Here is a 20,535-nt window from a genome sequence, read left to right as displayed (position 1 = left end):
TGTTCGACACTGCCCTTGCCGTGTCGTCCCCGGCGTTTCCTTCAAGCTCTCCCGATATTTCCAGCCGGAAAATCGGGCCAAACTGGCTGTTCAAGCGTCCGTCCTCTCTAGCAGAAGGCCGGGCCAAGACAAGAACCACGGGCCAGGCATGGGGAACACCCGCGTGGGGCGGGTCAGGGACGACCGCGGCAGGGTTTTTTTGGAATTTTGGGGTGAGGGTCCGGCTCGGCCGGCTCCTCGACAGGAGACGGGTTGATGGCGTTGGGGCGTTTTTGTTTGGTGATGGCGCTCGTTTGCACCTGGTTGAGCGCCTCGGTCAGCCCCTCGCATTCGGCGAAGGACAATACCCCCCAGAGTGCCAGCGGCCTCCCGGTGCCCCGCTATGTCAGCCTCAAGTCGGATCACGTGAACGTCCGCGCCGGTCCGACCAAGGACAATGACGTGGCCTGGGTCTACACCCGTGCCGGCCTGCCGGTCGAAATCACCGCCGAGTTCGAGAACTGGCGCCGGGTGCGCGATTCCGAAGGCGCCGAGGGCTGGGTCTATCATTCGCTGCTGTCGGGCCGCCGCACCGCGGTCGTCACCATGAAGCACAAGGACGAGCTCGCGCCGATCTACGACCGCGCCGATCCCGACAGCGCGGTTGCGGCCAAGCTCCAGGCCGGTGTGGTCACCCAGGTGAAGAAGTGCAGCGCAAACTGGTGCCGCGTCACCGGTAACGGCTTTGACGGCTGGATCCAGCAGGAACGCCTCTGGGGCGTGTATTCGGACGAGCAGGTGAATTGACGTTGGTGTCGTCCCGGCGAAGGCCGGGACCCATACCCCGGGCCTGAGCTGTTTTTGAAGGCGTCAACCGGCATGCCTCATTGAGGGATCACGCGGTATGGGTCCCGGCCTTCGCCGGGACGACGCAGGAGAAATACCTCAGCGCTTCTTGCGCAGGCGCACGACCATGTCGATGCGCGAAATCTCGTAACCCTCGGGCACCTCCGGCATCTTGGACAGGGCCAGATGCGGATCCTCGATGTCGACCAGCTCATGGCTGTTCTCGAGGTAATAGTGGTGGTGGGTGGTGACGTTGGTATCGAAATAGGTCTTGGTGCCGTCGACACTGACCTGACGGAGCAGGCCGGCGTCGGTGAGCTGGTTCAGCGTGTTGTAGACGGTCGCCAGCGACACCGGAACCTTGGCCAGCGTGGCTTCCTCGTACAGCATTTCCGCCGTAAGGTGGCGCGCACCCTTGCCGAACAGGAGCCAGCCCAGCGCCATGCGCTGGCGCGTCGGACGGAGCCCGGCGGACTGGAGCATTTCGTTAACGTCGTGCCACGGGCAGCCGGTCAAGGCCGGCTGGCGGCCGGACAGGAGGGCTGCGGCATGGACGTCATCGTCGTGGCGGGGCGCGGTATTCTCGCTCATTTCCAGATTTCGGGCACGCGTGAACAGTATCTATCTGCAATATAAGAACAGATAGATGCAGATGCAAGTTTCTCGCAACTAGAGAGGTTCTAATCAGACTGGAACCGAGCGAGCCGCCCGTCATTTTACCTTCATGACAGCGCTTTGCCACCGAAATGGCCTGTGTTAGAGAGCGCGCGGTTCCGCTTAGCCGATTTTGGTGCATCCGGGCATCGAGGCCCGGTCCGCAGTCCATCCGCGGCTTGTGGGAGTTGCGCCTGACGATGGCTGCTGGCGTTGCTCCCCGACCGGGACGGGGCCCATTTTCGCCAAAAAACGTCGCTCAATCGGACTTTGAACAGAGGCTCATGCATGCTGAACAGGCGCAACGGTTACGAATACGAAGATCTGCTGGCGTGTGCCCGCGGCGAGATGTTCGGCCCGGGCAATGCCCAGCTGCCGCTGCCGCCGATGCTCATGTTCGACCGCATCACGGACATCAACGACAATGGCGGCGAGTTCGGCAAGGGGTTGGTGCGTGCCGAGCTCGACGTGAAGCCCGACCTCTGGTTCTTCGGCTGCCATTTCAAGAACGATCCGGTGATGCCCGGCTGCCTCGGCCTCGATGCGCTGTGGCAGATGGTCGGCTTCTACCTGGGCTGGAGCGGCGGCGAAGGTCGCGGTCGTGCGCTTGGGCTGAACGAGCTGAAGTTCAGCGGCCAGGTGCTGCCCGAGGCCCGCAAGGTTGTGTACAACGTCGATATCAAGCGCGTGATGCGGTCAAAGCTCGTGCTCGGTATTGCCGACGGGTGGATTTCGGTCGACGACCAGATTATCTATCGCGCGAAGGACCTGAAGGTCGGCCTGTTCAAGCAGGGCACGAGCCTGGGCTGAACGCATCACAAAGAAAGACAACGATTTAGGCGAGGCTGTCATGAGGCGGGTTGTGGTCACCGGGATGGGCATCGTCTCGTCCATCGGAAACAACACCCAGGAAGTGCTTGCGAGCCTTCACGAGGCGAAGTCGGGCATTTCGCGGGCTGAGAAATATGCCGAGCTCGGCTTCCGTTCGCAGGTGCAGGGTGAGCCTACGCTCGATCCTTCGACAGTGGTCGATCGCCGCGCCATGCGTTTCCTCGGCCAGGGCGCAGCGTGGAATCACGTCGCGATGGAGCAGGCGATCCAGGATTCCGGTCTAGGGCCCGACGAAGTCTCCAACATCCGCACCGGCATCATCATGGGCTCCGGCGGCCCGTCCGCCCGGACCATCGTCGAATCCGCCGACATCACCCGCACCAAGGGGCCGAAGCGCGTCGGACCGTTTGCCGTGCCGAAGGCGATGTCCTCGACGGCCTCGGCGACGCTCGCGACCTGGTTCAAGATCAAGGGCGTCAACTATTCGATCTCCTCGGCCTGCGCGACGTCGAACCACTGCGTCGGCAACGCCTATGAGACGATCCAGATCGGCAAGCAGGACGTCATCTTCGCCGGCGGCTGCGAGGAGCTCGACTGGTCGCTGTCGGTGCTGTTCGACGCCATGGGCGCGATGTCCTCGAAGTACAACGATACGCCTGCCACGGCGTCGCGTCCCTACGACGTCAACCGCGACGGCTTCGTCATCGCCGGCGGCGCCGGCGTGCTGGTGCTGGAAGAGCTCGAGCATGCCAAGGCGCGCGGCGCGCGCATCTATGGCGAGATCGTCGGTTATGGCGCGACGTCCGATGGCTACGACATGGTCGCGCCTTCCGGCGAGGGTGCCGAGCGCTGCATGCGCATGGCGATGTCGACGGTGAAGACCAAGGTCGACTACATCAATCCGCATGCGACCTCGACGCCGGCCGGCGATCCGCCGGAGATTGACGCGCTCCGTCGGGTGTTCGGAAGTGGCGAGAAGTGCCCGCCGATCTCGGCGACCAAGGCGCTGACCGGCCATTCGCTGGGCGCCACCGGCGTGCAGGAGGCGATCTACTCGCTGCTGATGATGAACAACGGCTTCATCTGCGAGAGCGCGCACATCCAGGAGCTCGATCCCGTGTTCGCCGACATGCCGATCGTGCGCAAGCGCATCGACAACGTCAAGATCGGCACCGTGCTGTCGAACTCCTTCGGCTTCGGCGGCACCAACGCCACGCTGGTGTTCAGCCGGCTGGATGTGTGACGTTACTATCGGCGACTGGTGATTGTTTCGTCATGGCCGGGCTTGTCCCGGCCATCCACGTCTTGGCCTGAGGCTCGGAAGAACGTGGATGCCCGGGACGAGCCCGGGCATGACGAAGAGCGGAGAATGGTGGGCAATGGAAGGTTTGATGAAGGGCAAGCGCGGTCTGATCATGGGCATCGCCAATGATCATTCGATCGCGTGGGGCATGGCGAAGACGCTGCATGCCCACGGCGCCGAGCTTGCCTTCACCTTCCAGGGCGATGCCTTGGGCAAGCGCGTCAAGCCGCTGGCGGAGCAGCTTGGTGTGGATCTGGTGCTGCCGTGCGACGTCGAGGACATCGCCAGCGTCGATGCCACCTTTGCCGTGCTCCGCGAAAAGTGGGGCCGGCTCGATTTCGTGATCCATGCGATCGGCTTCGCCGACAAGAACGAGTTGAAGGGCCGCTACGCCGACACCAGCCGCGAGAATTTTTCGCGCACCATGGTGATCTCCTGCTTCTCGTTCACGGAGGTCGCAAAACGCGCCGCCGAGCTGATGACGGAGGGCGGCAGTATGATCACGCTGACCTTCGGCGCCTCCGAGCGCGCGATGCCGAACTACAATGTGATGGGCGTGGCCAAGGCGGCGCTGGAAGCCTCCGTGCGCTACCTCGCCTCCGATTTCGGACCGCGCGGCATCCGCGTCAACGCGATCTCCGCCGGTCCCATCCGCACGCTCGCCGGCTCCGGCATCGGTGAGGCGCGCGCGATGTTTGCCTTCATGCAAAAACATTCGCCGCTCCGCCGCGGCGTCACGCTCGACGAGCTCGGCGGCTCGGCGCTGTATCTGCTGTCGGATCTCTCCGGCGGCGTGACCGGCGAGATCCATTACGTCGATTCCGGCTACAACATCGTCTTGATGCCGAGGCCGGACGATCTGAAGACGTCGGAATAGGATCCTTCCGTAGGGTGGGCAAAGCGAAGCGTGCCCACTTCTTCCGTCGCTCTCGTCGAGAGAGGTGGGCACGGCGCAAGAGCGCCTTTGCCCACCCTACGATCTCCGGTCTAACCGGCCGCGATCTTCTCCGCGCGCTGGAACGCCGGCCGCGCCATGCAGCGTGCCAGATAGGCATCGAAGGCCGGGCGCGACGGCACCATCTTGAACAGGCGCACCGCGTAGTTCAGGCCGGAGCCGATCGTGACGTCGGCGGCGGAAAACTCCTCGCCGAGAATCCACGGCCCCTCGGCGAGCGCAGCTTCCAGCACGTCGAACACCTGCGTCGCGCTGCCCCAAGCCGCCGTCGAGGTCGCGATCTCGATCTTGGTGAAGATCTGGATGATGGCGGGCTCGATGCAGCCCGGCGAGAAGAACAGCCATTGCAGATAGCGCGCGCGGCGCGGATCGGTCACCGCGGGCGCAAGCTTCGTCTCGGGATAGCGGTCGGCGATATAGGCGCAGATCGCCGCGGCCTCGCCGAGCGCAGCGTCTCCGTCGCTGAGCGCCGGCACCTTGCCCATCGGATTGACCTTCAAATAGTCCGGCGCCTTCTGCGCACCGGTCGAGATGTCGGTCAGCACGCGCTCATAGGGCAGGCCGCTCTCTTCCATCAGCCAGAGCGTCGTGAACGAGCGAGAACGGGGCGACCAGTAGAGCTTGATCATGGCGAGAAACCTTCCATCGGCAGGAGGCGAACAGCGCGCAATTCATGGCGCGTTTGCCGTGCATTCGCAACGTACTACGCCTGGGCAAGAGACCTGCTGCGAGAACGACATGTTGGTCAACGTTAATCCTGATCGCGGACCGATCGACGATCTTCGACGCGAGGGTGCGATCTGTCAGCGCTCGGGAGACCGAACCTGTCGTCGAAGCAGAGCCGGCAGGGTTTTGTCCAAGCTCTTCGTTAGCATATCCCGCACGCCGTCGCGCAGGACCGGATTTTTGGCCGCGTCCGCCGGCTTCGCCGGAAACATCGCAGCATCCAGTTTGCGATAGGGGCCACCAAGTTCGTCATGGAGAGCACGCTGCAGCGCAGAGTAGTCGTCTTCGCGCGCTGGCGCTTCACTGATGATTTCGAACGTTCGGCCGTCGTAGACGCGAACGAACATAATCGCGAAGAGAAACACGCGCGCATCGAGATGGTGCGAGATGCCGATGCCAAATTCCCGCTGAGTGCCACCATGCCTGAGCACAGTAACATAGCGCTCGCAGCGGGTGCGGCCGGCGAGGTATTGAACAAATCGTAGGACGTTCCCGTCGGAATCGCGAAAGACCGATCGCTGCCGACGACCTTCGTCGAGTTCCTGCCGCGTGTACGGAATTCCCCTGACAGAGCTGCCCGGGGCGGCAGCGCGGACCCGCGAGACGACAAGTTCATCGAGTCCCCAAGCGGCGACGGATGTTTGCGCATACGTATTGAGAAACTTGAGTGCCCCGTATTTTTCGACCCAGAAAAGGTCGCCGGCAAATGAGATCACGCCGATCTGGCACGGGCCAGTTTCGACAGGCTTGGTCGGAGCGACAGTTGCGGGTTTCCTGACGGTTGGCCTGACCACCTCCGGCTTTGGCGCAGGCTGCACTTGCCCACCTGTCGGCGACAACAGCGCATATGAGACCAATGCAGCGGCAAGCAGGTTCATCGTCACACGTCACCGCGCCTCACTGCGCGAAATAGGGCGGCAAGGTCTTGTCCAGCCGCTCCGTCAGGAAATCGCGAATGTTGTCGCGCAGGGTCGTGTTGCTGGCGGAGTCGGCCGCCGTGGCCGGAAACAGGGAGTTGTCTACTTTGCGCAGATGTTCGTCTTGCACCAAGTTGTCAGCCATATGCTTCATGACACCTTCCAACGTCACGCCAGGCCCCTTCTTGATTTCAAAGGTCTGGCCGTCGAGCACGGTCACGCCGACATAGACGTAAAGATACGAATAACTGATGATACCTACACCACGATTGAGAATGCCGAGTCCCCGGAGCGGCTGATTGGTTCCCGGCAGCATCCCATCGCCGCGCGTGACGACGATATATCGTTCGCAGCCAGCATTGCCCGCAATCTGACGGACCAGGTTCGACAGCTCTTCGCGGTCATTGCGAAACAGGCTGGGCTTCGGGTGATAATATGTGTCGAACGCGCCTTTGGCGTAGGCGATTCGCCGGAGCGGCGTGGCCCCCGCCGCCGCACGCGCTCGTGCGAAAACAAGATCGTCAAGGCCCCAGGAAACCGGCACTTCCGCATATTCGTTGCCGAACACCGTTAGGCCGATCTTCTCGACGACGAACGGCTCCTGCGTCGCCGCGATCACACCGATGCCGCAAGGTCGGCAGTCGTCTGTTCCGCGGGTTTGGCCGGCGCCGCTTTCGGCTTCGCGGCCTTCTTGGCCGCTGGCTTTGCCGGTGTCGCAGTTTGAGCGGGAAGTGCGGTGGTTGCGGGAGGGGTTTGCGCAGCTGCCGGAGCGAGCAAGGTCAGCAGGGCGACGACCGAGACAGCAGTTCGAACCATGGATTCCAGAAGATCAGAAGCAGGAGAATGTCAGCAGGAGAATGTCGGACACGCCACACTAGGTCGGGATTGCGACAACCGCAAGCTGCGGCCGGTGGTCACTGCCTATCCGGCGGCGCGCTACCGCTTCCACTGGTAGCACTTCATCACGAACCCGTTCGACGGTTCAACCTCTTCCTTCTCGAACACAAAACCCTCGCGCTCGTACCAGCGCCAGGCCTTTTCGTTCTCGCGGACGCAGCGCAGGTACATCTCGTCGGGCATTTGCGTGCGCGTGAAGGCGAGTAATTGCCGTCCGAGCGATTGGCCCTGGTAGGCGGGCCCGACGAAAAGCATGTCGAGATAGCGTTTTGGCAGATGCAGCGCCAGCATGGCGGCGATCGTGCCGTTGTCGTCGGCGACGAACAGGCTCCAGCCGTTCTCGATCTCGCGCCTGATGCGTGCGCGCAGGTTTGCCAGCAGGAATTCACTCGCCTCGGCAAGGCCGGTCGAGACCCAGCTTTCCATCCAGACGCGGCCGATCTCGTCATATTCGTCGGCGCGGGCGGGGCGGATGACGGGATGCAACATCGAGGCTTCAGGCCCGCTGATTGCGCACGGATGGCCGTGTCCGCACCTTGCCGGCCGACAGGCACACCACCTCGGAAATCTGGAGCAGCTGCCGCGCCAGCGGGCTGGTCTTGCGCCAGACCATGCCGATGGTGCGCGAGGGCTGCGGGTCGCGAAAGCGCGTCAGCGAGACCGAGGCCGATCGCGTCTCCACCGGCACCGCCATCTCCGGGATCAAGGTGACCCCGATGCCGGCGCTGACCATCTGGACCAGCGTCGACAGCGAATTCGCATCCAGCATCTCGCGCGGCGGCGCCGACTGCATGTTGCAGAACGACAGTGCCTGGTCGCGAAAGCAGTGTCCCTCCTCGAGCAGCAGGAGCCGCATCTCCCGCATCATCTCGCGCGAGGGTGCGGGCGTTCCCTCATCCGCGCCCGGCCGCACCAGCAGGAATTTTTCCTCGAACAGGGCGACCTCGGTGAGCGAGGACTCGGACACAGGCAGCGCGACGATGGCGGTGTCGAGCCGGCCTTCGACCAGTTCCTGGATCAGCCGCGGCGTCATCGTCTCGCGCACGCGGATGTCGAGTTCCGGATGCATGCGCGTGAGATTCTTGGTGATCTTGGGCAGCAGGTAGGGCGCGATCGTCGGGATCATGCCGATGCGCAGGCGGCCGGCGAAGCGGTCCTGCGACGCCCGCGCGAAATCGCCGAGTTCATCGACCGAGCGCAGGATGTCGCGGACGCGCGGCGCGAGCTCTTCGCCGAACCGCGTCAGCGCGACCTGCCGGGCGGTACGCTCCAGCAGCAGGCCGCCGAGCGCTTCCTCCAGTTCCTTGATCTGCATCGACAGGGCCGGCTGCGAGATCGAGCTCGCCTCCGCCGCGCGCCCGAAATGCCCGTGACGCGCCAGCGCGTCGAAATACCGGAGCTGGCGCATCGTCACGTTGACCATCAGAAAATCTTATCGCAGCGATCACTAAAGTCAACTTCCCCTGATGGAATGCGGGGCTTAGAGTGGTTCTACCTGGTCAAAGGCGCGAGTTCGACGCCACCAGAGGAGGTATTCATGGACGACACTTCGAAGTGCCCGTTTTCGGGTGGAAAACGCGCGCCGGCAAACCGCGACTGGTGGCCGACCCAGCTCAGCATCGAGATGCTGCACAAGAATTCCGGCCTGTCCGACCCGATGGGCAAGGAATTCGACTACGCCAAGGAATTCAAGACGCTCGACCTGAACGCGGTCATCAAGGACCTGACCGCCTTGATGACGGACTCGCAGGAGTGGTGGCCCGCCGACTTCGGTCATTATGGCGGCCTGATGATCCGCATGGCCTGGCACAGCGCGGGCACCTACCGCATCACCGACGGGCGCGGTGGCGCCGGGGCCGGTCAGCAGCGCTTCGCGCCGCTCAACAGCTGGCCTGACAACGCCAATCTCGACAAGGCGCGCCGGCTGCTCTGGCCGATCAAGCAGAAATACGGCCGCAAGATCTCCTGGGCCGATTTGATGGTGCTTGCCGGCAACGTCGCGCTGGAGTCGATGGGCTTCAAGACCTTCGGTTTCGCCGGCGGCCGCGCCGACGTCTGGGAGCCGGAAGAGCTCTATTGGGGTCCGGAAGGCACCTGGCTGGGCGATGAGCGCTACAGCGGCGAACGCCAGCTCGCCGAGCCGCTCGGCGCGGTGCAGATGGGCCTCATCTACGTCAATCCTGAAGGCCCGAACGGCAAGCCGGACCCGATCGCCGCGGCAAAGGACATCCGCGAGACCTTCTTCCGCATGGCGATGAACGACGAGGAAACCGTCGCGCTGATCGCCGGCGGTCATACCTTCGGCAAGACCCATGGTGCGGGCGATCCGTCGCTGGTCGGACCGGAACCGGAAGCGGGCGCGATCGAGGATCAGGGCCTCGGCTGGAAGAGCAAGCACGCCTCGGGCCTGGCGGGCGATTCCATCACCAGCGGTCTCGAGGTGACATGGACGACGACGCCGACGAAGTGGAGCAACAACTTCTTCGAGAACCTGTTCAAGTACGAATGGGAGCTGACGAAGAGCCCGGGCGGTGCGAACCAGTGGACGGCCAAGGGTGCCGACGCGATCATTCCCGACGCCTTCGACAAGTCCAAGAAGCATCGGCCGACGATGCTGACCACCGACCTCTCGCTGCGCATGGATCCGGCCTATGAGAAGATCTCGCGGCGTTTCCTCGAGAACCCCGATCAGTTCGCGGACGCCTTCGCCCGCGCCTGGTTCAAGCTCACCCATCGCGACATGGGTCCGATCGTGCGCTATCTCGGCCCGCTGGTGCCGAAGGAGACGCTGATCTGGCAGGATCCGATCCCGGCCGTGAATCACGAGCTGGTCGGCGATCAGGACATCGCTGCGCTGAAGACGAAGATCCTGGCCTCGGGCCTCTCGGTGCCGGAGCTGGTCTCGACGGCGTGGGCGTCGGCATCGACGTTCCGCGGCTCGGACAAGCGCGGCGGCGCCAACGGCGCGCGCATTCGTCTCAGCCCCCAGAAGGACTGGGAGGTGAACCAGCCGGCTCAGCTCTCGAAGGTCCTCGGCAAGCTCGAAGCGATCCAGAAGGAGTTCAACGCCTCGGCCGGCGCGAAGAAGGTCTCGCTCGCCGACCTGATCGTCCTCGGCGGCACCGCCGCGGTCGAGAAGGCCGCGAAGGACGCCGGCGTCGACGTCAAGGTCGCGTTCACGCCGGGCCGTATGGATGCCTCGCAGGAGCAGACCGACGTGGCGTCCTTCGCGCCGCTCGAGCCGCGGGCCGATGGCTTCCGCAACTACATCAGCAAGAAGCATCAGTTCCTGCAGCAGGAAGAAGCGCTCGTCGATCGCGCGCAGCTTCTGAAGCTCACCGGACCTGAGTTGACCGTGCTGGTCGGCGGCCTGCGCGTGCTCGGCGCCAATGCGAACGGTTCGAAGCATGGCGTTCTCACCGCGAAGGTGGGCACGCTGAGCAACGACTTCTTCGTCAACCTGCTCGACATGAGCGCGCAGTGGACGCAAGCGGCCGACGGCACCTACGAGGCTCGCGACCGCAAGACCAACGCGGTGAAGGGGACCGGCACGCGCGCCGATCTCATCTTCGGCGCGCACTCGCAGCTTCGCGCCTACGCCGAGGTCTATGCCACGTCGGACTCCAAGGAGCAGTTCGTCAAGGACTTCGCCAAGGCCTGGACCAAGGTGATGAACCTCGACCGGTTCGATCTCGCGGCCTGAGTCGGTGCCCTCTCCCGCTTGCGGGAGAGGGCACGCATTTCGCCCGGAGCGAACCCAAACAAAAAGGGCGGCCTTTCGGCCGCCCTTTCGTGTTTCTGATGGTACGAGAACTTACTCGCCGGCCGCTTCGCGCGGGGCCTTCTCGCCCTCGGCGGCCTTGTCCTTGGCCTCGAGGTCCTCGCCGGTGGTCTGGTCGACCACCTTCATCGAGAGGCGGGTCTTGCCGCGGTCGTCGAAGCCGAGCAGCTTGACCTTGACCTTGTCGCCTTCCTTGACGACGTCGGAGGTCTTCTGCACGCGCGCCGAAGCGAGCTGGCTGATGTGAACGAGGCCGTCCTTGGAGCCGAAGAAGTTCACGAAGGCGCCGAACTCCATCACCTTGACGACGGTGCCGTCATAGATCTGGCCGACTTCCGGCTCGGACGCGATCGACTTGATCCACTTGATCGCGGCCTTCATCGCCTCGCCGTCGCTGGAGGCGACCTTCACGGTGCCGTCGTCCTCGATGTTGACCTTGGCGCCGGTCTTCTCGACGATCTCGCGGATCACCTTGCCGCCGGTGCCGATCACTTCGCGGATCTTGTCGGTCGGGATCTTGAAGGTCTCGATGCGCGGCGCGTATTCGCCGAGCTCGGCGCGGGCGTTCGTGAGCGCCTTGGCCATCTCGCCGAGGATGTGGATACGCCCATCCTTGGCCTGGCCGAGAGCGACCTTCATGATCTCCTCGGTGATGCCCTCGATCTTGATGTCCATCTGGAGCGAGGTGATGCCCGATTCCGTGCCGGCGACCTTGAAGTCCATGTCGCCGAGATGATCCTCGTCACCGAGGATGTCGGAGAGAACCGCAAAGCGCTTGTCTTCGAGGATCAGGCCCATCGCGATGCCCGCGGTCGGCCGCTTCAACGGCACGCCGGCGTCCATCAGCGCGAGCGAGGCGCCGCAGACCGAAGCCATCGACGAGGAGCCGTTGGATTCGGTGATCTCGGAGACCACGCGGATCGTGTACGGAAACTCGTGATGCGGCGGCAGCACCGGGTGGATCGCGCGCCAGGCGAGCTTGCCGTGGCCGATCTCGCGGCGCTTGGTGCCGCCGAGGCGACCGGTCTCACCGACCGAGTAGGGGGGGAAGTTGTAGTGCAGCAGGAACGTCTCTTTGTACGTTCCCGACAGCGCGTCGATGTACTGCTCGTCCTCGCCGGTGCCGAGCGTGGTCACGACCATCGCCTGGGTCTCGCCGCGGGTGAACAGCGCCGAGCCGTGAGCGCGTGGCAGCACGCCGACTTCGGCGATGATGTTGCGCACGGTCTTGCTGTCGCGGCCGTCGATGCGCTTGCCGGTGTCGAGGATGTTCCAGCGAACGATCTTGGCTTCCAGCTCCTTGAACACGCCGGCGATGCGCAGCTTGTCGTATTTCGGCTCCTGCCCTTCGGGGAAATAATGGGCGATCACCTTTTCCTTGACCTTGCCGACCGCGGCGTAGCGATCCTGCTTGACCGGAATGGCGTAGGCGGCGCGCAGTTCCTGCTCGACGAGGCCGAGCATTTCCTTCTCGAGCGCGGCATTGTCGATGACGGTGACTTCGCGCGGCTCCTTGGCGGCCTTCTCGGCGAGCTCGATGATCGCGTTGATCACCGGCTGGAAGTGGCGGTGACCGAACATCACGGCGCCGAGCATGATGTCTTCGTTCAGCTCCTTGGCTTCCGATTCCACCATCAGCACGGCGTCGGCGGTGCCGGCGACGACGAGGTCGAGCTGGGTGTCGACCATCTCGTCGAGCGTCGGGTTGAGCACGTATTCGTCATTGACGAAGCCAACGCGCGCGGCGCCGATCGGACCCTTGAAGGGAGCGCCGGATAGGGTCAGCGCGGCGGACGATGCCACCAGCGCGACGATGTCGGGATCGTTCTCCATGTCGTGCGACAGCACGGTGGCGATCACCTGGGTCTCGTTGCGCCAGCCATCGACGAACAGCGGACGGATCGGACGGTCGATCAGGCGGGAGACCAGCGTCTCCTTCTCGGTCGGACGGCCCTCGCGCTTGAAATAGCCGCCGGGAATGCGGCCCGCGGCGTAGGTCTTCTCCTGGTAGTCGACGGTCAGCGGCAGGAAGTCGACGCCTTCGCGCGGCGCCTTCGCCGCGACGACGGTGGCGAGCACCACGGTCTCGCCATAGGTGGCGACGACGGCGCCGTCGGCCTGGCGGGCGATCTTGCCGGTTTCGAGCTTGAGAGGGCGTCCGCCCCAGTCGATCTCGACTGAATGCTTATTGAACATAGAGGTCTTCTTTCATGGGTTCTCGAAACAAGGGACGCTTCGAAAAACAAAAACCATGCGCAAGATTGCGGGACGCTGATCGGAGCGAATGATCAGCGTCCTGCGATCCTGCCATGGTTTTTGGAATTCGGATGGCGTCCATCCTTTCGGGTCATACGGGCGCCTCGCCCGTTGTGCCCAGCCGCCGGATTGCTGCTGGACTGTCAGTCGGCACGAACGCGAACACCGAACCGCGGTCTTCGCCGATCATGCCCCGGATGCTAGCCGTCAACGGCTTGCACCCGACGCGCACGCAGCCTCGATCAAAAACCTTTAAACAAACGCTTTCGTTCGAAACCACGCGCGAAAACGCGCGCCAGTGGCGCGCGCCGGAACACTTAACGACGAATGTTGTGCTTCTCGAGCAGCGCCTTGTAGCGCGCCTCGTCCCTCTTCTTGAGGTAGTCGAGGAGCGAGCGGCGGGTCGAGACCAGCTTCAAGAGGCCGCGACGCGAATGGTTGTCCTTCACGTGGGTCTTGAAATGGTTGGTGAGGTTGTTGATGCGTTCCGACAGGATCGCGACCTGAACCTCGGGCGAGCCGGTATCGCCGGCCTTGGTGGCATTCGTCTTGATGACTTCCGCTTTGCGTTCTGCGGCAATCGACATCGTCAATTTCTCTCGTTGCGACCGGGGCTGGCAGTCAGGCCGGTCAGGTTGAACACACGCTTGGGGATGATTTCGCCATTGCCGACTTCGGCAAGCGCCAAAAGGCGGCCTGCCACCGTGACATAGACTGTGCCGCTACAAGTGGGCGCATCCCGTCCGCGCAACAAAACGGCCTGGCCCCGATGGAGCCTTGCCGCATCAGCCCGAGTGACGGCCAGTGCCGGGATGTCGTCCAGCGCGGTCTCAACGGGCAAAAGCGCGTCGGCGAGGCTTCCCTCGCCGGACGCGGCTCTATCGCACAAAGCCTCCAACTGATCCAGCGGAATCATGTCGTTTTCGCCAAAAGGGCCGACCAGGGTCCGCCGCAGCGCGCAGATATGGCCGTAAGTGCCCAGAATCCGGCCCATATCGCGGGCGAGGGCGCGGACATAGGTGCCCTTGCCGCACTCGGCCTCGAACACGGCCCGGTCGTTATCCGGTTGATCCACAAGGGTTAATTGGTGAATCTCGACCGGGCGGGGAGCCAGTTCCACGACCTCGCCGTCGCGGGCGAGGTCATAGGCGCGCTCGCCCTGGACCTTGATCGCGGAATAACGCGGCGGGATCTGCTCGATCACCCCGGTGAAGCGGGGCAAGAGCGCCAGGATGGCCTCCCGGGTCGGGCGCTGGTCGGAGGTCGCGGTGACCCGGCCCTCGATGTCGTCGGTGTCGCGCTCCTCGCCCCAGCACACGGTGAACTGGTAGCGCTTGCGGCCGTCCATGACGAAGGGAACCGTCTTGGTGGCTTCGCCGAGCGCGATCGGCAGGCCGCCGGAAGCGAGCGGATCGAGCGTGCCGGCGTGGCCGGCGCGCTTGGCGTTGAACAGGCGCTTGAGCACGGCGACGGCCTGCGTCGAGGTCATGCCGATCGGCTTGTCGAGCACAACCCAGCCGTGGACGTCGCGGCGGTCGCGGCGAACCTGGTTGCCCTTCTGCTGCCTGGCGCGGGGATCGTTGTTGACGCGGCGCGGCTCCTGATGCGGCTGAGAATTGCCGCCCATGTCCGCAAAATTATTTTTCTGCACGTCGCGCTGATCGGCCTCTTCACCGCCGATCGTGCCGTGAGCCGGGTCCATCGTCATTGCTCTTCTTCCCGATCCGAATCCGGATCCTGTTCCAGGTCCTTCTGCACCGCAGGTGTTCGCAAAAGCTTCTCGATCCGTTCCGCTTCGTCGAATCGCTCGTCGACGCGGAAGCGAACATCAGGTGCAAATTTCAGGTTAACGCGCCGCGCGACTTCGCCGCGAAGGAATTTCTTGTTGCGCTCGAGCGCAGCGATGACGACCTCGGTGTCGCGGCCACCGAGCGGCATCACGTAGATTGTCGCGAGCTTCAGGTCGGGCGACATCCGCACCTCCGGCACGGTGACGATGTGACCTTCGAGGTCCGCATCATGCACGTTGCCTTGCGCCAGAATCTCGGCCATCGCATGGCGAACCTGTTCGCCGACCCGCAACTGGCGTTGCGAGCCTCCGCCTGGCGCGGAACTCTTCTTTTGATGGTGGCGGGGCATGGTCTGAAAATCACCTCGTCATGCCCGTGTTTGGGACACGAGCATTGTCATTTGTCCTGTTGAAACGAAGAGGCGTGGATGGCCGGAAAAATCCGGCCATCTCACTCCCGCTATTTCAGTTCAAAAAGATCCGGGCGCTTCGGTAAGATTTGGACTTACAGGGAGCGCTGGATCGTCTCCACGCGATAACACTCGATCACGTCACCGGCACGCATGTCGTGATAGTTCTCGAAGGCCATGCCGCATTCCTGACCGGACTGGACTTCCTTCACTTCGTCCTTGAAGCGCTTCAGCGTCGACAGCTTGCCTTCGTGCACGACGACGTTGTCGCGGATCAGACGCACATTGGCGCCGCGTTCCACGGTGCCGTCGGTGACGCGGCAGCCGGCGACCTTGCCGACCTTGGAGATGTTGAAGATCTCCAGGATCGCGGCGTTGCCGAGCATGGTTTCGCGCAAGGTCGGCGCGAGCAGACCGCTCATCGCCTTCTTCACGTCGTCCACGAGGTCGTAGATGATGTTGTAGTAGCGGATCTCGATGCCGTTGCGCTTGGCGGCCGCAGCGGCTTCCTTGTTGGCACGAACCGAGAAGCCGATGATCGCGGCGTTGAAGCCTTCCGCGAGCGTCACGTCCGACTCCGAAATACCGCCGACGCCGGCATGCAGGATGCGGGCGGCGACTTCGTCGGTGCCGAGCTTCTCCAGCGAGCCGAGGATCGCTTCCAGCGAGCCCTGCACGTCGGCCTTGATGATCAGCGGGAATTCCTTGCGGCCCGCCGTCTTCAGCTGCGACATCATCTGCTCGAGCGAGCCGCGCATGCCGGAGATCGAGGCTGCCGCGTTCTCGCGCTTCTGGTGCGCGCGGTAGCTCGTGACCTGGCGGGCGCGGGCTTCGTTCTCGACGACGGCGAGGCGATCGCCGGCTTCCGGCGGACCGTTGAAGCCGAGCACCTCGACCGGCACCGACGGACCCGCTTCCTGCACCGTCTCGCCCTGGTCCGAGATCAGCGCGCGGACGCGGCCCATCTCGGCGCCGGCAACGATGATGTCGCCGACACGGAGCGTGCCGCGCTGGACCAGCACGGTCGCGACCGGGCCACGGCCGCGGTCGAGCTTGGCCTCGATCACGGTGCCTTCGGCCGGGCGCTCCGAATTGGTCTTCAGGTCGAGGATGTCGGCCTGCAGCGCGATCATCTCGAGCAGCTTGTCGAGATTGGTCTTGTTCTTGGCGGACACCTCGACGTCGACGACGTCGCCGCCGAAGGATTCCACCTGCACTTCGTGCTGGAGCAGCTCGGTGCGCACGCGCTCGGGCCTGGCATCGGGCTTGTCGATCTTGTTGATGGCAACGATGATCGGCACCCGCGCCGCCTTGGCGTGGTTGATGGCTTCGACGGTCTGCGGCATCACGCCGTCATCGGCAGCGACCACCAGAACGACGATGTCGGTGACCTTGGCGCCGCGGGCGCGCATCGCGGTGAACGCGGCGTGGCCGGGCGTGTCGATGAAGGTGATCTTCTTGCCGCTTTCGGGCGACACCACCTGATAGGCGCCGATATGCTGGGTGATGCCGCCGGCTTCGCCGGAGACCACGTTGGCGTGACGGAGCGCGTCGAGCAGCGAGGTCTTGCCGTGGTCGACGTGACCCATCACGGTCACCACGGGCGAACGCGTCTCGGTGTCGGTGGAATCGTCGACCTGGTCGAACAGACCCTCTTCGACGTCCGACGCGGCGACGCGCTTGACGGTGTGACCGAGCTCTTCGGCGATCAGCTGCGCGGTGTCGGCGTCGATCACGTCGGTGATCTTGTGCATCGCGCCCTGCTTCATCAGCATGCGGATGACGTCGACCGCGCGCTCGGCCATGCGGTTGGCGAGCTCCTGGATCGTGATCGCTTCCGGAATGACCACCTCGCGAATGAGCTTTTCCTTCGGCTCGTTCGAGGCGTGGCCCTTCAGACGCTGGGTGCGGCGGCGGAACGAGGCGATCGAGCGCTCGCGCACCTCGTCGGCGTTGAGCGCAGTGACGACGGTGAGGCGGCCGCGCTCTTTCTGCGGGCCGGGCTTGTGCGTGGTCTTGGGCGGGGGCGCGGGACGCGCGGCGCCGCCGGGACCGCGACGGATCTGGCGCGGTGCCTCGTCCTCATCCGGTTCGGCCGCAACTGCGGGGCCGCGACCTGCCGGTGCACCCGGACGCTGCGCGGTCGTCGTTGCAGGACGCGCCGTCGTTGTTCCCGGGCGGGTCGTCGTGGTTCCGGGCCGGGCCACGGGGGCGCCGGGCCGCGGCGCAGGCGCGGCCGGTGCCGCGGTCGCGGGACGCGCGGCCGATGCCGGCTGCTCGCCTTCGCCAAAACGCTTCTTGGCCTCGGTCTCGGCCTTCCGCTTGGCTTCGTCCTCGTGGCGATGGCGCTCGTCCTCGGCCTTGCGGCGGGCTTCGGCGGCTTCGCGCTCGGCTCGTTCGGCGGCCTCGCGGACAGCGCGGCGCTGGGCCTCTTCCTCGGCCTGGCGGCGTTCCTCGACTTCGCGCAGCTTGGCATCGGCCAGCGCGCTGGCACGGGCCGAACGCTCGTCCTCGGTCAGGGTACGCAGCACCACGCCGGAACCGGCGTTGCGCGGCTGGGCGGGCGGAGCGGGGCGCGACGGAGCGGGCGCGGCCGGTGCCGGCTTTGCAACAACCGTGGGAGCCTGCGGCTCGGGGCTGCCGTCGATACGGCGCTTGCCGCGCTTCTCGACCACGACCTGCTTGCTGCGGCCATGGCTGAAGCTCTGGCGCACAGTGCCCGTTTCGACGCGCGGCTTGAGCGTTAGCGTCTTGCTCGGAACGCTCAGCTTCTTGTCGTCAGGGGTCTTGGTATCAACCATTCAGCAGTCCTAATCCTGATCTGTTAGCGTTGTGCGTTGCCGCACAGTCCTATCGGGTCGTCGTTGTCTCTCAGAAATCCTGGCCGGGCTTTTCGGCAGTCTTGTCATCGTCCGCCATCCGGTATCGGACCAGCATCTGGCTACGTGACAGGAATGACCTGCTCGCCGGGCCCGCGAGCAGGGCAGCATGTATCACATTTGACCGGGTCAGTGCCAAATCCAATTCTATCGATTTCAGTACCGTCACGACGGGAATCTGCGGCTTCGCGCCGCGATTTCCGGCATTTTGACGTGCCAGCATGTCCAATTTGCGGATTCCGTCCGCGGCCCCGTCGCTGGCGTGGATCAGGACCTCGACCGTGCCTTCGCGCAGGGCGCTCTCGACCTTGCCGAAGCCGGCCACGATCTGGCCCGCCTTGGCGGCGATCCCAAGGGCTTCCGTCACGCTCCGGACCAGGAGCGCCTCGATGTCGGCGGGAAGCGTCTGAGGGGTGCGCAGCTCGCGCTTGAAGGCCTTGTTAAATTGGTGACGCCGCACGGCTTCCGCAACCACCTCGCGCGAGGCAGTGATCCACATGCCGCGTCCGGGCAGCTTGCGCTTGAGATCGGGAACTATGTCGCCCTGGGGCGATACAACGAAACGGATCAGCTCGTCGATCGGCCGGACCTCGCGGCTGACCGCGCACATCCGCATGGTCGCGGACCTTTCGGTCCGCGGCCCATGGTCGAGATCGTGGTCAGTATCTGCGAGCATCCGAGGGACATTCTCCTTCGCCCTTAAGCCGGTTGATCTTCGGTCGCCTCAGCCTCTTCAGCGGGCTTGGCGAGATCGGCCTCGGTGATCCAGCCCGCCTTGACGCGAGCCTGCATGATCATCGCTTCGGCATCGTCACGGGAGATGTCGATACCGTCGAGCGCACCCGGATATTTGGTGGATTCGCCACCTTCCTTGCGCTCGGTCCAGCCGACCAGATCGTCGGTGGCGCAACCGGCGAGGTCGTCGACGGTCTTGATGTCGTTCTCGCCGAACTTCACCAGCATCTTCGAGGTGACGCCGGGCACGTCCTTGAGAGCGTCCTCGACGCCGAGTTCCACGCGCTTGGCCTCGAGCTCGGCTTCCTGCTGATCGAGATATTCGCGGGCGCGGTTCTGGAGCTCCTGCGCGGTCTCCTCGTCAAAACCCTCGATGCCGGCGAGCTCCTTGATGTCGACCATCGCGAGTTCCTCGACCGAGGTGAAGCCTTCGGACGCGAGCAGCTGGCCGACCACCTCGTCGACGTTGAGCGATTCCATGAAGACGCGGGTGGAGTTCTCGAAGTCGGCCTGGCGGCGCTCCGATTCCTCCTGCTCGGTCAGGATGTCGATATCCCAGCCGGTGAGCTGCGAGGCCAGACGCACGTTCTGGCCGCGGCGGCCGATCGCCAGCGAGAGCTGGTTGTTGGTATCGGGCACGACGACCTCGATGCGCTCGCGGTCTTCGTCGATGACAACCTTGGAGACTTCGGCCGGCGCCAGCGCGTTGACCACGAAGGTCGCGATGTCGGGCGACCAGGGAATGATGTCGATCTTCTCGCCCTGCAATTCGTTCACCACCGCCTGCACGCGCGAGCCGCGCATACCGACGCAGGCGCCGACCGGATCGACCGAGGAATCGCGGGAAATCACGCCGATTTTCGCGCGCGAGCCGGGATCGCGGGCAACCGCCTTGATCTCGACGATGCCGTCGTAGATCTCGGGCACTTCCTGCGCGAACAGCTTCGCCATGAACTGCGGATGGGTGCGGGAGAGGAAGATCTGCGGGCCGCGGGTCTCGCGGCGGACGTCGAAGATGTAGGCGCGGACACGGTCGCCGTTGCGGAACACCTCGCGCGGCAGCATCTCGTCGCGGCGGATGATGGCCTCGCCCCGGCCGAGATCGACGATCACGCTGCCATATTCGACGCGCTTGACGACGCCGTTGACGATGTCGCCGATGCGGTCCTTGAATTCCTGATATTGCCGGTCGCGCTCGGCCTCGCGCACCTTCTGCACGATCACCTGCTTGGCCGACTGCGCGGCGATGCGGCCATATTCCAGCGGCGGCAGGGTATCGGCGATGGTGTCGCCGACCTGGGCGCCGGGATTGGCGCGCTGCGCATCCACCAGCGAAATCTGGTTGGAGTGGTTTTCGACCTTCTCGACCACCAGCATGTGGCGCGACAGCCGCAGCTCGCCCTTTTTCGGGTCGATCTCGGCGTGAACGTCAGTCTCGCTGCCGTAGCGGGCCCGTGCCGCCTTGGCGATGGCGTCCTCCATCGCCGCGATGACGATGCCGCGGTCGATCGATTTCTCCCGCGCGACGGCATCGGCGATCTGGAGCAATTCAAGTCGATTGGCGCTGACTGCCATGG

General features: G+C 64.3%; 19 protein-coding genes. 6 read left to right on the top strand and 13 right to left on the bottom strand.

Translation table 11 applies throughout. From position 1 onward, the window contains the following. Nucleotides 1-255: 255 nt before the first annotated feature. Nucleotides 256-786: an SH3 domain-containing protein gene (locus E4K65_RS17060; protein WP_135175164.1), complete on the top strand. Its 531-nt coding sequence runs from the start codon at nucleotides 256-258 to the stop codon at nucleotides 784-786. 138 nt (nucleotides 787-924) lie between these two features. On the opposite strand, the gene irrA is transcribed toward E4K65_RS17060, so the two are convergent. After that, nucleotides 925-1,416: an iron response transcriptional regulator IrrA gene (gene irrA / locus E4K65_RS17055; protein ID WP_135175163.1), complete on the bottom strand. Its 492-nt coding sequence runs from the start codon at nucleotides 1,414-1,416 to the stop codon at nucleotides 925-927. Between the two features lie 351 nt (nucleotides 1,417-1,767). Between irrA and fabA the strand changes: the two genes are divergently transcribed. The 3 genes from fabA (at nucleotide 1,768) to fabI (ending at nucleotide 4,490) form a co-directional block, all read left to right on the top strand. Then, nucleotides 1,768-2,289, top strand: a complete 522-nt coding sequence (gene fabA, locus E4K65_RS17050) for a bifunctional 3-hydroxydecanoyl-ACP dehydratase/trans-2-decenoyl-ACP isomerase (protein WP_135175162.1) — start codon at nucleotides 1,768-1,770, stop codon at nucleotides 2,287-2,289. A 40-nt stretch (nucleotides 2,290-2,329) separates the two neighbouring features. Continuing rightward, a complete protein-coding gene (gene fabB / locus E4K65_RS17045; RefSeq protein WP_027546831.1) occupies nucleotides 2,330-3,553 on the top strand; it encodes a beta-ketoacyl-ACP synthase I in 1,224 nt (407 codons plus the stop codon). 136 nt (nucleotides 3,554-3,689) lie between these two features. After that, entirely contained in the window at nucleotides 3,690-4,490 is an 801-nt protein-coding gene (fabI, locus tag E4K65_RS17040; RefSeq protein ID WP_135175209.1) for an enoyl-ACP reductase FabI, read from the top strand. A gap of 110 nt (nucleotides 4,491-4,600) precedes the next feature. Here the strand turns inward: fabI and E4K65_RS17030 are convergent, their stop codons facing one another. From E4K65_RS17030 to E4K65_RS17010, 5 genes are all read right to left on the bottom strand, one after another. After that, on the bottom strand, nucleotides 4,601-5,197 hold the full coding sequence (locus tag E4K65_RS17030) for a glutathione S-transferase family protein (RefSeq protein WP_135175161.1): 597 nt from the start codon (nucleotides 5,195-5,197) through the stop codon (nucleotides 4,601-4,603). A gap of 174 nt (nucleotides 5,198-5,371) precedes the next feature. Further along, nucleotides 5,372-6,172 (bottom strand): hypothetical protein, encoded by an 801-nt coding sequence (locus E4K65_RS17025; protein ID WP_135175160.1) that lies wholly within the window; start codon nucleotides 6,170-6,172, stop codon nucleotides 5,372-5,374. A 19-nt stretch (nucleotides 6,173-6,191) separates the two neighbouring features. Next, nucleotides 6,192-6,830, bottom strand: coding sequence for a hypothetical protein (locus E4K65_RS17020; RefSeq protein WP_235885658.1), 639 nt, complete (start codon nucleotides 6,828-6,830; stop codon nucleotides 6,192-6,194). Nucleotides 6,831-7,147: 317 nt separating this feature from the next. Continuing rightward, nucleotides 7,148-7,597 carry a GNAT family N-acetyltransferase gene (locus E4K65_RS17015; protein WP_135175159.1) on the bottom strand — a complete coding sequence of 150 codons (450 nt, stop codon included), beginning with the start codon at nucleotides 7,595-7,597 and terminating at the stop codon, nucleotides 7,148-7,150. A gap of 7 nt (nucleotides 7,598-7,604) precedes the next feature. After that, a complete protein-coding gene (locus tag E4K65_RS17010; protein WP_027546825.1) occupies nucleotides 7,605-8,531 on the bottom strand; it encodes a hydrogen peroxide-inducible genes activator in 927 nt (308 codons plus the stop codon). A 114-nt stretch (nucleotides 8,532-8,645) separates the two neighbouring features. Here E4K65_RS17010 and katG point away from each other — a divergent pair, with 114 nt between their 5' ends. Continuing rightward, complete coding sequence (katG, locus tag E4K65_RS17005; RefSeq protein ID WP_167770875.1) at nucleotides 8,646-10,811, top strand: catalase/peroxidase HPI; 2,166 nt, start codon at nucleotides 8,646-8,648, stop codon at nucleotides 10,809-10,811. 111 nt (nucleotides 10,812-10,922) lie between these two features. Here katG and pnp read toward each other — a convergent pair whose 3' ends face one another. From pnp to rbfA, 4 genes are all read right to left on the bottom strand, one after another. Next, a complete protein-coding gene (pnp, locus tag E4K65_RS17000) occupies nucleotides 10,923-13,085 on the bottom strand; it encodes a polyribonucleotide nucleotidyltransferase (protein ID WP_028172517.1) in 2,163 nt (720 codons plus the stop codon). A 377-nt stretch (nucleotides 13,086-13,462) separates the two neighbouring features. After that, the gene (gene rpsO / locus E4K65_RS16995) at nucleotides 13,463-13,732 is read right to left on the bottom strand and encodes a 30S ribosomal protein S15 (RefSeq protein WP_018644188.1); all 270 of its coding nucleotides are present in this window, start codon (nucleotides 13,730-13,732) and stop codon (nucleotides 13,463-13,465) included. A 2-nt stretch (nucleotides 13,733-13,734) separates the two neighbouring features. Further along, nucleotides 13,735-14,853: a tRNA pseudouridine(55) synthase TruB gene (gene truB / locus E4K65_RS16990; protein ID WP_167770874.1), complete on the bottom strand. Its 1,119-nt coding sequence runs from the start codon at nucleotides 14,851-14,853 to the stop codon at nucleotides 13,735-13,737. After that, on the bottom strand, nucleotides 14,850-15,227 hold the full coding sequence (gene rbfA, locus E4K65_RS16985) for a 30S ribosome-binding factor RbfA (protein ID WP_235885660.1): 378 nt from the start codon (nucleotides 15,225-15,227) through the stop codon (nucleotides 14,850-14,852). The genes truB and rbfA overlap by 4 nt, the downstream gene beginning before the upstream one ends. Here rbfA and E4K65_RS48725 point away from each other — a divergent pair. Beyond that, complete coding sequence (locus E4K65_RS48725) at nucleotides 15,144-15,347, top strand: hypothetical protein (protein ID WP_235885661.1); 204 nt, start codon at nucleotides 15,144-15,146, stop codon at nucleotides 15,345-15,347. The two genes, rbfA and E4K65_RS48725, sit on opposite strands and share 84 nt — an antisense overlap. A gap of 92 nt (nucleotides 15,348-15,439) precedes the next feature. Here E4K65_RS48725 and infB read toward each other — a convergent pair whose 3' ends face one another. From infB to nusA, 3 genes are all read right to left on the bottom strand, one after another. Then, nucleotides 15,440-18,145, bottom strand: a complete 2,706-nt coding sequence (gene infB / locus E4K65_RS16980; protein ID WP_135175156.1) for a translation initiation factor IF-2 — start codon at nucleotides 18,143-18,145, stop codon at nucleotides 15,440-15,442. A gap of 70 nt (nucleotides 18,146-18,215) precedes the next feature. Beyond that, nucleotides 18,216-18,899 (bottom strand): RNA-binding protein, encoded by a 684-nt coding sequence (locus tag E4K65_RS16975; protein WP_135175155.1) that lies wholly within the window; start codon nucleotides 18,897-18,899, stop codon nucleotides 18,216-18,218. Between the two features lie 23 nt (nucleotides 18,900-18,922). After that, a complete protein-coding gene (gene nusA, locus E4K65_RS16970) occupies nucleotides 18,923-20,533 on the bottom strand; it encodes a transcription termination factor NusA (protein ID WP_135175154.1) in 1,611 nt (536 codons plus the stop codon). Nucleotides 20,534-20,535 lie beyond the last annotated feature (2 nt).

This window comes from Bradyrhizobium niftali (genome assembly GCF_004571025.1).
In the GTDB taxonomy this organism is placed as follows: Bacteria; Pseudomonadota; Alphaproteobacteria; order Rhizobiales; family Xanthobacteraceae; genus Bradyrhizobium; species Bradyrhizobium niftali.
This window is presented reverse-complemented; position numbering and strand designations above follow the sequence as displayed.

Coding starts and splice junctions, on each gene's coding strand:
- E4K65_RS17060 (WP_135175164.1), top strand. CDS start 256: ATGGCGTTGGGGCGTTTTTGTTTGGTGATGGCGCTCGTTTGCACCTGG.
- irrA (WP_135175163.1), bottom strand. CDS start 1,416: ATGAGCGAGAATACCGCGCCCCGCCACGACGATGACGTCCATGCCGCA.
- fabA (WP_135175162.1), top strand. CDS start 1,768: ATGCTGAACAGGCGCAACGGTTACGAATACGAAGATCTGCTGGCGTGT.
- fabB (WP_027546831.1), top strand. CDS start 2,330: ATGAGGCGGGTTGTGGTCACCGGGATGGGCATCGTCTCGTCCATCGGA.
- fabI (WP_135175209.1), top strand. CDS start 3,690: ATGGAAGGTTTGATGAAGGGCAAGCGCGGTCTGATCATGGGCATCGCC.
- E4K65_RS17030 (WP_135175161.1), bottom strand. CDS start 5,197: ATGATCAAGCTCTACTGGTCGCCCCGTTCTCGCTCGTTCACGACGCTC.
- E4K65_RS17025 (WP_135175160.1), bottom strand. CDS start 6,172: ATGAACCTGCTTGCCGCTGCATTGGTCTCATATGCGCTGTTGTCGCCG.
- E4K65_RS17015 (WP_135175159.1), bottom strand. CDS start 7,597: ATGTTGCATCCCGTCATCCGCCCCGCCCGCGCCGACGAATATGACGAG.
- E4K65_RS17010 (WP_027546825.1), bottom strand. CDS start 8,531: ATGGTCAACGTGACGATGCGCCAGCTCCGGTATTTCGACGCGCTGGCG.
- katG (WP_167770875.1), top strand. CDS start 8,646: ATGGACGACACTTCGAAGTGCCCGTTTTCGGGTGGAAAACGCGCGCCG.
- pnp (WP_028172517.1), bottom strand. CDS start 13,085: ATGTTCAATAAGCATTCAGTCGAGATCGACTGGGGCGGACGCCCTCTC.
- rpsO (WP_018644188.1), bottom strand. CDS start 13,732: ATGTCGATTGCCGCAGAACGCAAAGCGGAAGTCATCAAGACGAATGCC.
- truB (WP_167770874.1), bottom strand. CDS start 14,853: ATGACGATGGACCCGGCTCACGGCACGATCGGCGGTGAAGAGGCCGAT.
- infB (WP_135175156.1), bottom strand. CDS start 18,145: ATGGTTGATACCAAGACCCCTGACGACAAGAAGCTGAGCGTTCCGAGC.
- E4K65_RS16975 (WP_135175155.1), bottom strand. CDS start 18,899: ATGCTCGCAGATACTGACCACGATCTCGACCATGGGCCGCGGACCGAA.
- nusA (WP_135175154.1), bottom strand. CDS start 20,533: ATGGCAGTCAGCGCCAATCGACTTGAATTGCTCCAGATCGCCGATGCC.